The sequence below is a fragment of the Dokdonella sp. genome, from assembly GCF_019634845.1.
Taxonomy (GTDB): domain Bacteria; phylum Pseudomonadota; class Gammaproteobacteria; order Xanthomonadales; family Rhodanobacteraceae; genus Dokdonella_A.
The window spans coordinates 37,286-49,247 of record NZ_JAHCAQ010000017.1 but is presented as its reverse complement, the minus strand read 5'-3'; the positions used below and the strand labels follow the sequence as shown (position 1 = coordinate 49,247).

The 11,962-nt window shown below is 69.9% G+C and carries 11 protein-coding genes and 1 other RNA gene; 7 read left to right on the top strand and 5 right to left on the bottom strand.

The features are described from left to right. Positions 1-73: 73 nt before the first annotated feature. The 4 genes from KF903_RS12295 to KF903_RS12280 form a co-directional block, all read right to left on the bottom strand. Positions 74-1,447, bottom strand: a complete 1,374-nt coding sequence (locus tag KF903_RS12295) for an FAD-linked oxidase C-terminal domain-containing protein (RefSeq protein WP_291215232.1) — start codon at positions 1,445-1,447, stop codon at positions 74-76. A 154-nt stretch (positions 1,448-1,601) separates the two neighbouring features. Further along, positions 1,602-2,192: a BON domain-containing protein gene (locus tag KF903_RS12290; protein ID WP_291215230.1), complete on the bottom strand. Its 591-nt coding sequence runs from the start codon at positions 2,190-2,192 to the stop codon at positions 1,602-1,604. A gap of 79 nt (positions 2,193-2,271) precedes the next feature. Then, complete coding sequence (locus tag KF903_RS12285) at positions 2,272-2,631, bottom strand: YraN family protein (RefSeq protein ID WP_291215306.1); 360 nt, start codon at positions 2,629-2,631, stop codon at positions 2,272-2,274. Between the two features lie 14 nt (positions 2,632-2,645). Beyond that, positions 2,646-4,190: a penicillin-binding protein activator gene (locus KF903_RS12280; RefSeq protein ID WP_291215227.1), complete on the bottom strand. Its 1,545-nt coding sequence runs from the start codon at positions 4,188-4,190 to the stop codon at positions 2,646-2,648. 74 nt (positions 4,191-4,264) lie between these two features. Here KF903_RS12280 and rsmI point away from each other — a divergent pair, with 74 nt between their 5' ends. From rsmI to rnpB, 3 genes are all read left to right on the top strand, one after another. Beyond that, positions 4,265-5,098, top strand: a complete 834-nt coding sequence (rsmI, locus tag KF903_RS12275) for a 16S rRNA (cytidine(1402)-2'-O)-methyltransferase (RefSeq protein ID WP_291215225.1) — start codon at positions 4,265-4,267, stop codon at positions 5,096-5,098. Positions 5,099-5,125: 27 nt separating this feature from the next. After that, a complete protein-coding gene (locus KF903_RS12270) occupies positions 5,126-5,398 on the top strand; it encodes a hypothetical protein (protein WP_291215222.1) in 273 nt (90 codons plus the stop codon). Between the two features lie 60 nt (positions 5,399-5,458). Continuing rightward, positions 5,459-5,840, top strand: an RNA gene (gene rnpB, locus KF903_RS12265) — RNase P RNA component class A. A 463-nt stretch (positions 5,841-6,303) separates the two neighbouring features. Here the strand turns inward: rnpB and KF903_RS12260 are convergent. Continuing rightward, on the bottom strand, positions 6,304-7,962 hold the full coding sequence (locus KF903_RS12260; RefSeq protein ID WP_291215219.1) for a hypothetical protein: 1,659 nt from the start codon (positions 7,960-7,962) through the stop codon (positions 6,304-6,306). Positions 7,963-8,499: 537 nt separating this feature from the next. On the opposite strand from KF903_RS12260, the gene mraZ reads away from it, so the two are divergent. Genes mraZ through KF903_RS12240 form a run of 4 tightly spaced genes read left to right on the top strand, consistent with a single transcriptional unit; the run spans position 8,500 to position 11,954 of the window. Then, entirely contained in the window at positions 8,500-8,943 is a 444-nt protein-coding gene (mraZ, locus tag KF903_RS12255; protein ID WP_291215216.1) for a division/cell wall cluster transcriptional repressor MraZ, read from the top strand. 10 nt (positions 8,944-8,953) lie between these two features. Further along, a complete protein-coding gene (gene rsmH / locus KF903_RS12250; protein WP_291215213.1) occupies positions 8,954-9,892 on the top strand; it encodes a 16S rRNA (cytosine(1402)-N(4))-methyltransferase RsmH in 939 nt (312 codons plus the stop codon). Beyond that, a complete protein-coding gene (gene ftsL, locus KF903_RS12245; protein WP_291215210.1) occupies positions 9,889-10,161 on the top strand; it encodes a cell division protein FtsL in 273 nt (90 codons plus the stop codon). Before rsmH ends, ftsL begins: the two co-directional genes overlap by 4 nt. Further along, positions 10,158-11,954, top strand: a complete 1,797-nt coding sequence (locus KF903_RS12240) for a penicillin-binding protein 2 (RefSeq protein ID WP_291215208.1) — start codon at positions 10,158-10,160, stop codon at positions 11,952-11,954. The genes ftsL and KF903_RS12240 overlap by 4 nt, the downstream gene beginning before the upstream one ends. Positions 11,955-11,962: the final 8 nt, after the last annotated feature.

Here is an 11,962-nt window from a genome sequence, read left to right as displayed (position 1 = left end):
GTGCCTCGCGCACGATGCGGCCGCTGCGATCCAGGGACGGATCGCCGGCGCGCAGTCGCGGCGCAAGCGGTGTTCAGGCCGCTGGCAGCAACTTGCCGGGGTTGAGGATGCCGGCCGGGTCGAATTGCGCCTTGATCGCGCGCATCAGGTCGAGCGTGGCCGCATCGATCGCCCGCGGCATGAAGTCACGTTTGGCCAGGCCAATGCCGTGTTCGCCCGACAGGGTGCCGCCGAGCTCGATCACGGCCGCGAACAGGCCGTCGAGGGCCGCCACCGCGCGTTCGCGTTCGGCGTCGTCGCGCGGCAGCAGGTTGACATGCAGGTTGCCGTTGCCGGCATGACCGAAGCACACGATCGGCAGGCGGTGGCGCTGTGCCAGTTCGCGCGTGGCCGCCACCAGTGCAGGCAGGCGCGATACCGGCACCACCACGTCCTCGTTGATCTTGTGTGGCGAGATCGTGCGCAGCGCCGGCGACAGTGCACGCCGTGCGGCCCACAGCGCCTCGACCTGGGCGCCGGTCGCGGCCAGGTCGAGATCGATGAGGCCCTCGCCCTGCGCCGCCTGTGCCACCGCCTGCATCGCTGCATCGATGCTGTCGGTTTCGCCATCGACTTCGAGCAGCAGCATCGCGCCGGCCACCGGAATCGCCTCGCCGCCGTGCGCGCGCGCCAGCCGCAGGCTTTCGTCGTCGAGGAACTCCAGCGCGCAGGGCGCCACCGGCTGCGCCATGATGCGCGCCACCGCGCGTGCGGCAGCGGCCACATCGCGGTAGGTCGCGCGCAGCGTGCGTTTGTCGCCGGCCAGTGGCGTCAGCTTGAGCGTGGCTTCGGTGACGATCGCGAGCGTGCCTTCCGAGCCGATCAGCAGATGGGTGAGGTCGTAGCCGGTCGCGCCCTTGGTGGTGGCGCTGCCGCAGCGCAACGACGCACCGGCGCCGCTCACTGCGCGCAGCGCGAGCACGTTGTCGCGGGTGGCGCCGTACTTGACCGCGCGCGGCCCGCCCGCGTTGCAGGCGATGTTGCCGCCGATCGTGCACAGCGCCGCCGAAGTCGGATCGGGTGCCCAGAACATGCGGCGCGGCGCCAGCGCCGCCTGCAGGTCGCCGTTGAGCACGCCGGGTTCGACCACGGCGATGCGATTGTCGACGTCGATGTCGATGATGCGCTGCATGCGTTCGAAGCTGGCCACGATGCCGCCGGCGGTCGGCACCGCCGCGCCGGTGGTGCTGGTGCCGCTGCCGCGCGCGAGCAGCGGCAACCGGTGCCGCAGGCAGCAGCGCACCAGCGCCAGCACCTGGTCGTGGCTCGCTGGCCATGCGACCGCTGCCGGCTGCGCCTGGCGGCGCGAATCGTCGCTGCTGTAGCGCAGGCACTGCCGCGCATCGGTACTGAAGGCGGCGCCGAAGATGGCTTGCAGCTCGGCGTGGGCGGCTTGCGGTAGCGACATGATCGAAGGTCCATCGGCTTGCAGCGAGCCTGTCACTGTACGCCGCCGCGGCGCCGGCCGTGCTATCGCGGCGTGCGGCGGGCCAGCGCACGTTCAAGCATCGCGCGCGGTCCCGCGCAGCGTTGGGCGCGCCGCGACTGCGATCGCGTGGCGGTCATTGCACCGGCTCGAACAGCTTGACCACCTTGTCCACGCCGTTGACGTCGCGCACGATCGTGGTCACGGCCTCGTCCTCCTCGGCGGTGACGCGACCCATGAGGTAGACGACGCGGTTGACCGTGGTCACGTTGACGCGCATCGGGTCGAATCCGGGCAGGCTGGTCAGGTCGAGCAGGGCGGTCTTGGCATGGGCCGTGATCGTGTTGTCGCGCCGCCGTGACCAGAAGCCCTGCGGTTCGCCGATGGCCAGTTCGTTGACGACGCGGCGCGTGCCCTCGAAGCCACTGACCAGGCGCTGTGCGCGCTCGCGCAGCGCCTGGTCGCGCACGCTGCCGGCGAGCAGGATGACGCCGTCGTACACGGTGATCACGACATCGTTGCGCAGCGCCAGCTCCTTGTCCTTGTTGAGGTCGTTGTAGGCGGCCAGGTAGATGCGCTTGTCCTCGGCCCACGTCGCCATGCCGCGCCGGTCGTGCACGGCGCTGCCGCCAACGGCGGCGCCACCGACCACGGCGGCAAGACAGCCGCCCAGCAGCGGCAGCAGCACGATGAGCGCGAACGTGGCGACGAGAGGGCGAAGACGCATGGGACGATTCCTTGGTGGTGGCGCACGGCGGCGCCGGTGCAGGTGAGCGTGCATTGTGGGGGTGCAGCATGAACCGGGCTCAACAGGCATCGAAGGCATTGCGTCGCCAATCGAACTGCGGCTGCGCCGGCGGGCCGGCGATCGCGATCACGTCGAAGCGGCAGGCGCACCGCGCGAGCTGCGGCTGGCTGGCGAGATAACTCGCCGCCGCACGCTGCAGGCGCAACCGCTTGTGCGCGCCGACCGAGTCGATGCCGTCGCCGAAACTGCCGCCGCGCCGGTAGCGCACCTCGACGAACACGAGCGCCTCGCCATCGAGCATGACGAGGTCGAGTTCGCCATGGCGATAGCGCACGTTGCGCGCGAGCAGTTCGAGGCCGGCCCGTTGCAGGTGGGCGAGCGCGAGTTCCTCGGCGTGCGCGCCGGCCGCGTGGGCCAGCGGGCGCTGCGGTTTCACTGCGCGGGCACCGGCGTGGCCTCGAGCGCGCCGGTGACCGGCACGGCCAGACCGTTGTCGAAGCGGGCCCAGCCGACGAGCCGATGCACGCGGCCGAAGTGATCGGCCGTGAGCTGGCCGGTGGCGCCATTGAGATAGGCATCGGGATGCGCGACGAGCCAGTCGATGTAGGGCAGCAACGCATAGGCATCCATGCCGAAGGCGAACAGGCGCCCGCCGGCGCCGTTGGCGCTGTCGATCTGGGCGGTCACCGCGCTGCGGTCGGGTCGCCCGGCGATCGGGCCGAACAGCCACGGCGCATCGCAGAACTCCACGCCATTGAGGTCGCGGTCGAGCGTGGCATTGGCATCGCCGGCGTAGATGTGCGAGGTCGCCAGCACCGGCACCGCTACGCGCGCGGCGCGCAACTGCGCCACCAGCAGCCGCGCCTGCTGCGGACGCAGGCTGATGAACACGGCCGCCGTGCCGTCCTGGGCGAGGCTGGCGGTGGCCTCGCGGATCGGCGCCGCGTAGTTGATGTCCTTGTCGGCCAGTTGCACCTGCGCTGCGATGGCGCCGCCAGCGGCCTCGAACTGTGCGCGGAACGCGCTGGCGGCACGATTGGCCCAGTCGGCATCGGCGCGCATGATCGCCGCCTGGTGGATGCCGCGCTGGAGCATGCGCTCGGCCACCTGGGCGCCTTCGGCTTCGGGCAGCAGGCCGTATTCGGCGCTGCCGGCAGGCGGCACCTCGCCGGTATCGGGATGGTTGAGCGCCAGCAGCGGCGCGGTGAGGCTTTCATGGAACAGCGCGCCGACGGCTTCGCGCAGCAACGGACCGACCACGCGATCGGCGCCGTCGGCCACTGCCTGGCGATAGGCCGCGATCGCGTCCTGCGAGTTCCTGCCCGAATCGTAGATGCGCAACTGCGGGCGCTGTGCCGGTGGATCGGCGAACCAGGCCGTCATGAAGCCGTCGCGGATCGACTGCGCCACCGCCGCCACCGTCGAGCTCTGCGGCAGCAGCAGCGCCACCTGCCGCGGCGCGCGATAGCCTTCCGCACGCAGGTCCTGGTCCGCCGCGAGCGTGTCGATCTGCCGGCTCGGTTGCGGCAGGTTGCGCGGCAGTGGTTCGCCGCGCTCGCGCAGCGCCTGCTCCAGCCACGGTCGCAGCGGATCGTCGCCGCCGAGGCGCTCGGCATCGGCGCGCAGCGTCGCCAGGTCGAGTTCGGCCAGCAGCGCGCGCAGGGTCTGGCGATTGGCATCGCGTGCACCGCCCTCGAGCGTGCGGTCGAGCTCGGCGCGCGTGCGGGCGGCGGCGAAGGTGTCGCCGCGCGCGAGTTCGTCGCTGGCGCGTTGTTCGAGCCGTTCGGCGGCGTCGAGCGCCGGCGGCAGCGCGCGCTTGCCGGTGCCGGGGCCATGCGTGGCGGCGGGCGCGGTGGCAGGCGTCGCGTCGGGTCGCCGCAGCAAGTCGCTCGCCGGCGTGCAGGCGGCGAGCAGGCCAGCCAGGGCACACGCAGCGAAGGGGCGCAGCACGGCGCGCCGGCGGTCGGTCGGGGTCATGGCAGTCGCCCACGGATTGCGATCGCTGCGATCATAGCCGATCGCGGGCAGCGGCCCGCCGCGAGGAGGGGCGCATGAGCGCGCAACGTGGACGACTGTGGGTGGTGGCGACGCCGATCGGCAATCTCGGCGATTTCGCGCCGCGCGCGCGCGAGGTGCTGGCGCAGGTGGCGTTGGTTGCGGCCGAGGACACGCGCCACAGCGCGCCCCTGCTCGCCCAGGCCGGCGTGCACGCGCCGCTCATGGCCTTGCACGAACACAACGAGCAGGCGCAGGCGCAACGCATCGTCGCGCGCCTGCTGGCCGGCGACGATGTCGCACTCATTTCCGACGCCGGCACGCCGCTGGTCAGCGATCCCGGCTACCGGCTCGTGCGCGCCGCGCGCGCGGCCGGCTGCGAAGTCTCGCCCGTGCCGGGGCCGTGTGCGGCGATCGCCGCGCTGTCGGTGGCTGGCATCGCCAGCGACCGCTTCGTGTTCGAAGGATTCCTGCCGGCGCGCCCGGCCGCCCGGCGCGAGCGCCTGCAGGTGCTGGCGGGCGAGACGCGCACGCTGATCGTGTACGAATCGAGCCATCGCATCGTCGAGACGTTGGCCGATCTTCGCGCGATCTTCGGCGACGAGCGCGAGGCCGCGTTGGCGCGCGAGCTCACCAAGCGCTTCGAGACCGTGATCGCCGCGCCGCTGGCGCAGATCCATGCGCGCGTGATCGCCGACGGCGACCAGCAGCGCGGCGAATTCGTGCTCGTGGTCGCGGGCGCGCAAGGCGGCGAGGAAGCGGCCCTGCTGGCCGAAGGTCGGCGCGTGTTCGCGCTGCTGCGCGAGGAGCTGCCTCCCGCCCGCGCGGCCCGGCTCGCCGCCGCGATCAGCGGCGCACCGCGCAAGGCACTGTATGCTGACGCGGTCTGAGCTGTAACCAATGCTGAGGTCAGTTCCATGAATCCGCTTCAATCCACTGCTGCCGCTGCCGACGTGGCGTCGCCGGCGCGGCGTGTCGCCGCGATCGCGCTCGGCATCGGCATGGCCGCGCTGGTCTTCGCGCTGATCGATGTCGGCGTCGCCCGCCTTGCGCTGGCGCGCTTCCCCGATCCGGCGCAGGCGCTGGTGTGGTCGCGCATCGGCGGCTTCCTCGCCATGCTGCTCGCGCTCGGCGCCGGTGTCGAAACGGCGTGGCTGGTGTGGCGCGCGCGCCGCGTCGAGCGTCGCTAGGCATCGCGCGCGGCGTGCCGGGACTCGCCGGTTCAGCCGCCGGTCGTTACACTCGGCCCCGGAGTCGGCCAGACAACCGCGACGTTCATCCGAGCGCCGAGGAAAGTCCGGGCTCCACAGGGCAAGGTGCCAGGTAACGCCTGGGCGGCGCGAGCCGACGGAAAGTGCAACAGAGAGCAGACCGCCGATGGCCATCGGCGCCAGGTGCCGCAAGGCACGTCGGGCGCCGCTGGATCAGGCAAGGGTGAAACGGTGCGGTAAGAGCGCACCGCGAGTCCGGCAACGGACCGGCACGGCAAACCCCACCTGGAGCAAGACCGAATAGGGGGACCATGACGTGGCCCGCGTCGTCCCCGGGTTGGTCGCTTGAGCCACACGGCGACGTGTGGCCCAGAGGAATGGTTGTCCACGACAGAACCCGGCTTATCGGCCGACTTCTTTTTTTTTTGCGGAACGTCCTGTTCCGCGCGCTTCGAGGCGCGCCATGCCATGACCGGCAGCGGTGGCTTCGAGCCGATCCACTCGCGGCCATCCATGGCCGCGCTGTCCAAACGCGGCTTGCGGAACGTCCTGTTCCGCGCGCTTCGAGGCGCGCCATGACCGGCAGCGGCGGCTTCGAGCCGATCCACTCGCGGCCATCCATGGCCGCGCTGTCCAAACGCGGCTTGCGGAACGTCCTGTTCCGCGCGCTTCGAGGCGCGCCATGACCGGCAGCGGTGGCTTCGAGCCGATCCACTCGCGGCCATCCATGGCCGCGCTGTTCGAGTGGAGCATTGCGCCAGGTTGGGTTGCGCGGGCTGCGTGCGGGTGCGGGTGCGGGTGCGGGTTGCGCTGCGCAGGTGCGCGTCGCCGCGCGCGGTGCGGCTGGGGTCGGTGGCGGATTCCGGTCGCTGCGCGATCGCGCTTCAGGGTTCGAAGCCGTTGTTGAACACCACATCGTCGAGCACGATCTGGCCGTTGCCGAGGTGTCCTGGTCCGGCCAGGAACGGCACCATCAACGCTGCGGCCTGTGCCGGCTCGGGGCTCGGCCGGTCGAGTGCGTCGCTGTGGCCGGAGAAGTCGCCCAGCACGATGAGGTCGCTGCGGAAGTTGTCCTGCCAGCCCTGCGCCTGCTCGAGCAGCGGATTGCCGACGCAGGTGCGACCGAGCCACTGCCCGCACAGGCTCTGGTGCCCGCCGCTCGGCGGCTCCTTGTCGGCCCACACGAAGCCGGGATCGCCGCCATTGAGGATCGGCACGCTCACGGTATGGAAGGTATTGCCTTCCACCAGGGCGCGGACTGGCCGCCCGATGTCCAGTGCATGCCAATAGCCATCCTCGAACAGGTTGCCGGCAATGTGCAGCAGCGAAAGCTGGTCACCGCCCGCGCCGGCATCCGGCGCACGTCCGGCGAAATGGCGGATCCAGTTGTTGTACAGGCTGATCGCATCGCCATTGCCGAGCAGCAGCAGATTCCAGTAATGGCGTCCGTTGCAGTAATGCGAGATCTCGTTGCGGCCGTCGAAATCATTCCACGAGATCGTGATGTCCTTGGCCGCTCCGTAGCCGGTGACGATGAACTGGCGTCCGATCCGGTTGAACCGGTTGTGGTCGATCCACACGCGGCTGGCATCGCTGATGCTGATCGCATCGCCCACGAAGATGATGCCGCTGTTGATGCGCTCGAAGGTGAGGTTGCGGATGATCACGTTGTCGGCGCCGTTGCCGATGCGCAGACCCTTGCCGCGCAGCACGGCGTCATTGCCGACGCCGAGCAGGGTCTTGTTCGAGCCCACGCGCAGTGGATTGTTGCCGGCGGCATCGTAGGTGACGTCGAACACGGGTCTGCCATCGCAGTGCGTATCCTGCGGGTTGAGCATGACCAGACGCTCGTTGGCCAGTGGCGCCGGGCAGCTTGAGTAGTCGCAGCCGGGGCGGGTGGCGCTGCCCTCGCTGCCGGTGAAGTCGATCGTTCCGGCAACTTTGATGATGCGCGGCGTGTGGTCGGTGCAGGTATTGCCTTGAACGCTCGAACACAGCGCGGCGGCCAGGCCTTCGCGCGTGTCGACGGTGACGACGTCGCCGCCGGCACCGCCGGTGGTGTTGCGGGCAAAGCCGGTCGGCAGGCGTGCCGAACCGGCCGGCAACCAGATTCGCGCACGCAAGGCGACCGTCGCATCGCCCGCGGCGGCCGACCACACGCCAAGCGCCGGTCCGTCCGCAGGGAAGCCGGCTGGCACGGCGACACCGACCACGCTGGCCTGCGGCCAACCGCTGGCCTCGAAACCCGGCTGCGTCCAGTCCAGGCCGGCTGGCGTCGATTGCACCCGCCACAATGCGGAGCTGCCGAGGCGGCCGATGTCGCCGCCCAGCTCGGCCATCACGAACGGCGCGCTGCCGACGCCCTTGCTGGCGCGCAATGCGATGACGTTTTCGCCGGCCTGCAGGTAACGGGCATGCAGTTCGAGGCGACTGGCCTCGGCGCTGCGGCCAATGTAGTGACCATTGACGTAGACCTCGACCTGACCGCTGCCCTGTACGGCCAGCCGATAGTGCTGCAGCGATTGCGCGAGGGCTGGTTGCAAGGCTGCGCACAGCGCCAGCACGATCCATGCGAACCCGATCGGATGCCGGTGCACGAGGTTGCGTGCCGCCGACGCATGCCTGGGCCGCAATTGGCGGCTCGATGGGTCGAGGGCAGTGGGTGCTGTCGGTGCGCACATCATCGGCTTTCCCGCGGATTCGTCATGTCTGGACCGACCATACTCTCACGTATGGACCGGGTCGGTCCGTGCGCTGGCGCACGCGACGGGGTGGGCATCGGCTCGATCGGCCATCGAGGTGGCCTGCGGCCGTGTGCAGCCGTGGCGGCCGGTTCCTCATCGCGGCTGGGATAGGTTCGAGGCCGCGCCTGCGTGACCACGGTGGCGACAAGCAACAACCATGCCGTCAACTGTTTCAATGCGTTGCGCCAGACATCTCCATGAGGCCGCAAGAGTGACTCGCTGCGCTGTCACAAACGCTGACGTCTGCTCGATCGAATCGCCCCGGATTTTCCTTGACAGCCCGATACTTGCCGCCTAATGTGGGTTTCGGTGGGTTTTCGTGGTGAATCGTGGTTTATGTTCCAGGGTGAGACAGCCATCACGCTCGATGACAAGGGCCGGGTCGCCATTCCCGCCGCCTATCGCGAGGCCGTGGCCAAGACCGGCAACCGGCTCGTCATCACCTACAACCCGTTCGAGCTGGGCTGCCTGTGGATTTTCCCGCAGGCGGCGTGGGAAGAGTTGCGCGACACGGTGGTCGGCTATTCGAGCATCAAGGCCTCGCACCGCAACCTGCAGATGAAGCTGATCGGTGCGGCTGCGCATGTCGAGCCCGACGGCAACGGGCGCATCCAGATTCCGGCCAGCCATCGCCGTGCAATCGGCATCGAGAAGCATGCGGTGCTGCTCGGCATGGGCGGCAAGTTCGAGTTGTGGAGCGAGCAGGCGCACCAGGCAAAGATCCAGCAGACGATCGGGGAGGAAGACATCACCGAGGAAATGCTCCACCTGAAGTTGTGACGGACGCGCCGTGACACACGCATTGCAGGTGTTGGGGCACGAGCCGGTGATGCTGACGCAGGTGGTGGCAGGCCTGTGCATCAAGACGGATGGGACGTATCTGGATGGCACCTTCGGTCGCGGCGGTCATGCGCGGGCGGTGCTGGCAAGGCTGGGGCCGCAGGGCCGGCTGCTGGTGATGGATCGCGATCCGGAGGCGATCGCAAGCGCGCAGCGCGAGTTCGCAGGCGATGCGCGGGTGGCGGTGCGGCACGGCAATTTCGCCGACATGGCGGACTGGCCGAGTGCGCTGGCGGGGCTCGACGGGGTCATGCTCGATCTGGGCGTGTCCTCGCCGCAACTCGACGACGCCGGACGGGGTTTCAGTTTTCAGGGTGATGGACCGCTCGACATGCGCATGGATCCGACGCGGGGCCTGAGCGTGGCGCAGTGGCTGGCACAGGCTGGCGAAATGGAGATCAGCGACGTGTTGTGGCGCCATGGTGAGGAACGGATGAGTCGACGCATCGCCAAGGCCATCGTCGAACAGCGGCGCGAACGCCCGCTCGTGACGACGCGCGAGCTGGCCGACCTCGTCATCCGCGCGATCGGTCGGCGCGAGCCACACAAGCACCCGGCCACACGCACGTTCCAGGCGCTGCGCATCCACATCAACGACGAACTCGGTTCGCTGCAGGCGGGACTGGCGGCAGCCGCGCGCTGCCTGCGCCCCGGCGGCCGACTGGCGGTGATCAGCTTCCATTCGCTGGAGGACCGCATCGTCAAGAACTTCATCCGCGGCGAAGTCGCGCGCGCACCGCGCCGCGGCCTGCCGCTGCCGCCGGTCGCACCGGCGCCGCTGCTGGCGGTCGGTCATGCGATCCAGGCCGACGCCGCCGAAGTCGCGCGCAATCCGCGCGCGCGCAGCGCCGTGCTGCGCATTGCCTGCAAGCGCGCGGAGGCGGCATGAAGCTAGCCGCCGCGCTCGCCCTGTTCCTGCTGCTGGTTGCGGTGCTCGCGAGCGCCAGCGCGGTGGTCTACGTGCGCCAGCAGAACCGCGTCGACTTTGCCCAGCTCACGCGGCTGGGCACCGAGCGCGACGACCTCAACTTCGAGTACGGCCGCCTGCAACTCGAGCAGGCGACCTGGGCCGACAACAACCGCATCGACCAGATCGCGCGCGAAAAGCTCGGCATGGTTGCGCCGACCGCGGCCAGCACCGTGGTGATCCGCCGATGAACGCCCGCCTGCGCCCGGCGCATGTGCGCACCCGCCTGCTGGTGGTCGCGGGTGTGCTCGGCCTGGCCTGCAGCGCATTGATCGTGCGCGCGGTGGACCTGCAGGTGGTGCGCAAGGATTTCTACCAGGAGCAGGGCGATGCGCGTCACCTGCGCGACCTCGAGATCCCGGTGTCACGCGGCACCATCTTCGACCGCAACGGCGAGCCGCTGGCGGTGTCGACGCCGGTCGACTCGATCTGGGTGAATCCGCAGGAAGTGCTGACCCATGCCGACCGCATCGGCGAGCTGGCGACCGCCACCGGTCTCGACGAGGACGCGCTGCGCCAGCGCCTGCGCGAGCGCGCCGAGGCCGGCAAGGAGTTTGTCTACGTCAAGCGCCACCTCAACCCCGACGATGCCCAGGCCGTGCTCAGGCTTGGCATCGGCGGCGTGTACAGCCAGCGCGAGTTCAAGCGCTTCTACCCGGCTGGCGAGGTGATGGCGCACGTGCTCGGCTACACCAACATCGACGACCACGGCCAGGAAGGCGTCGAGCTGGCCTTCAACGACTGGCTCGCCGGCACGCCGGGCGTCAAGCGCGTGCTGCGCGACCGCAAGGGCCACGAGGTCGAGAGCGTGGAGCTGCTGCGCGAGGCGCAGCCTGGCCGCGACCTCACGCTGTCGATCGACCGCCGCATCCAGTACCTGGCCTACCGCGAGCTCATGGCCGCGCTGCGCAAGCACAACGCGCGCTCGGGTTCGATGGTGGTGCTCGACGTCAAGAGTGGCGAGATCATCGCCATGGTCAACCTGCCCTCGTACAACCCCAATGCACGCGGCGCCGCGCCGGCCGACTACCGGCGCAACCGCGCCGTCACCGACGTGGTCGAGCCGGGCTCGACGATGAAGGCGGTGACCGTGGCGGCGGCGCTGGCGAGCGGCAAGTGGAAGCCCGACACCAAGGTCGACACCGCGCCGGGCACCTGGAGCTTCTACGGCCACACCTTCCACGACACGCGCAATCACGGCCTGCTCGACGTCACCCACGTCATCACCGTGTCGAGCAACATCGGCGCCGCCAAGATCGGCGGCTCGCTGCCGCGCCAGGACATGTACGCGATGTTCCACGCGCTGGGCTTTGGCCAGGTCAGCGGCAGCGGCTTTCCCGGCGAAGCCAGCGGCTACCTGCCGATCCCGAAGGACTGGGGGCCGGTCGAACAGGCCACCATCTCGTTCGGTTACGGCCTCAACGTGACCCCGCTGCAGATCGCGCGCGCCTACGCCGCGATCGCCGATGGCGGCATCCTGCATGTGCCGACCTTCGTCAAGGGCGGTGGCGACACCGGCGAGCGCGTGATCGACGGCAAGGTCGCCGCCCAGGTGCTGGCGATGCTGCAGACCGTGGTCGCGCCCGGCGGCACCGCGCCGACGGCCGCGATCCCCAACTACATCGTCGGCGGCAAGACCGGCACCTCGCACCAGTCGGCTGCCGGTGGCTACTCCAACCGTTACGTGTCGCTGTTCACCGGCGTGGTGCCGGTCAGCGATCCGCGACTGGTGGCCTCGGTGGTGATCCACGACGCCGGCAGCAATTCGGCCGGACTCATCAGCTATGCCGGTGGCTACGTGTCGGCACCGGTGTTCGCCAAGGTGATGGACGGCGCGTTGCGCCTGCTCGACATCCCGCCCGACAACGTCCGCAACTGGTACGTCGGCGGCCCGGCCGTGCCGGCCTCCGTGTCGCCGGTCACGCCGGTGGTCGAGCCCGATGCCGAGGCGCTCGGCAACATGACCGAGGTGGCCACGCCATGATGCGTCGA

What these genes read in the sequence shown, in the direction of transcription:
- KF903_RS12290 (WP_291215230.1), bottom strand. Translation starts at nt 2,192, where the DNA reads ATGCGTCTTCGCCCTCTCGTCGCCACGTTCGCGCTCATCGTGCTGCTG.
- ftsL (WP_291215210.1), top strand. Translation starts at nt 9,889, where the DNA reads ATGAAGCTAGCCGCCGCGCTCGCCCTGTTCCTGCTGCTGGTTGCGGTG.
- KF903_RS12280 (WP_291215227.1), bottom strand. Translation starts at nt 4,190, where the DNA reads ATGACCCCGACCGACCGCCGGCGCGCCGTGCTGCGCCCCTTCGCTGCG.
- mraZ (WP_291215216.1), top strand. Translation starts at nt 8,500, where the DNA reads ATGTTCCAGGGTGAGACAGCCATCACGCTCGATGACAAGGGCCGGGTC.
- KF903_RS12295 (WP_291215232.1), bottom strand. Translation starts at nt 1,447, where the DNA reads ATGTCGCTACCGCAAGCCGCCCACGCCGAGCTGCAAGCCATCTTCGGC.
- KF903_RS12270 (WP_291215222.1), top strand. Translation starts at nt 5,126, where the DNA reads ATGAATCCGCTTCAATCCACTGCTGCCGCTGCCGACGTGGCGTCGCCG.
- KF903_RS12240 (WP_291215208.1), top strand. Translation starts at nt 10,158, where the DNA reads ATGAACGCCCGCCTGCGCCCGGCGCATGTGCGCACCCGCCTGCTGGTG.
- rsmI (WP_291215225.1), top strand. Translation starts at nt 4,265, where the DNA reads ATGAGCGCGCAACGTGGACGACTGTGGGTGGTGGCGACGCCGATCGGC.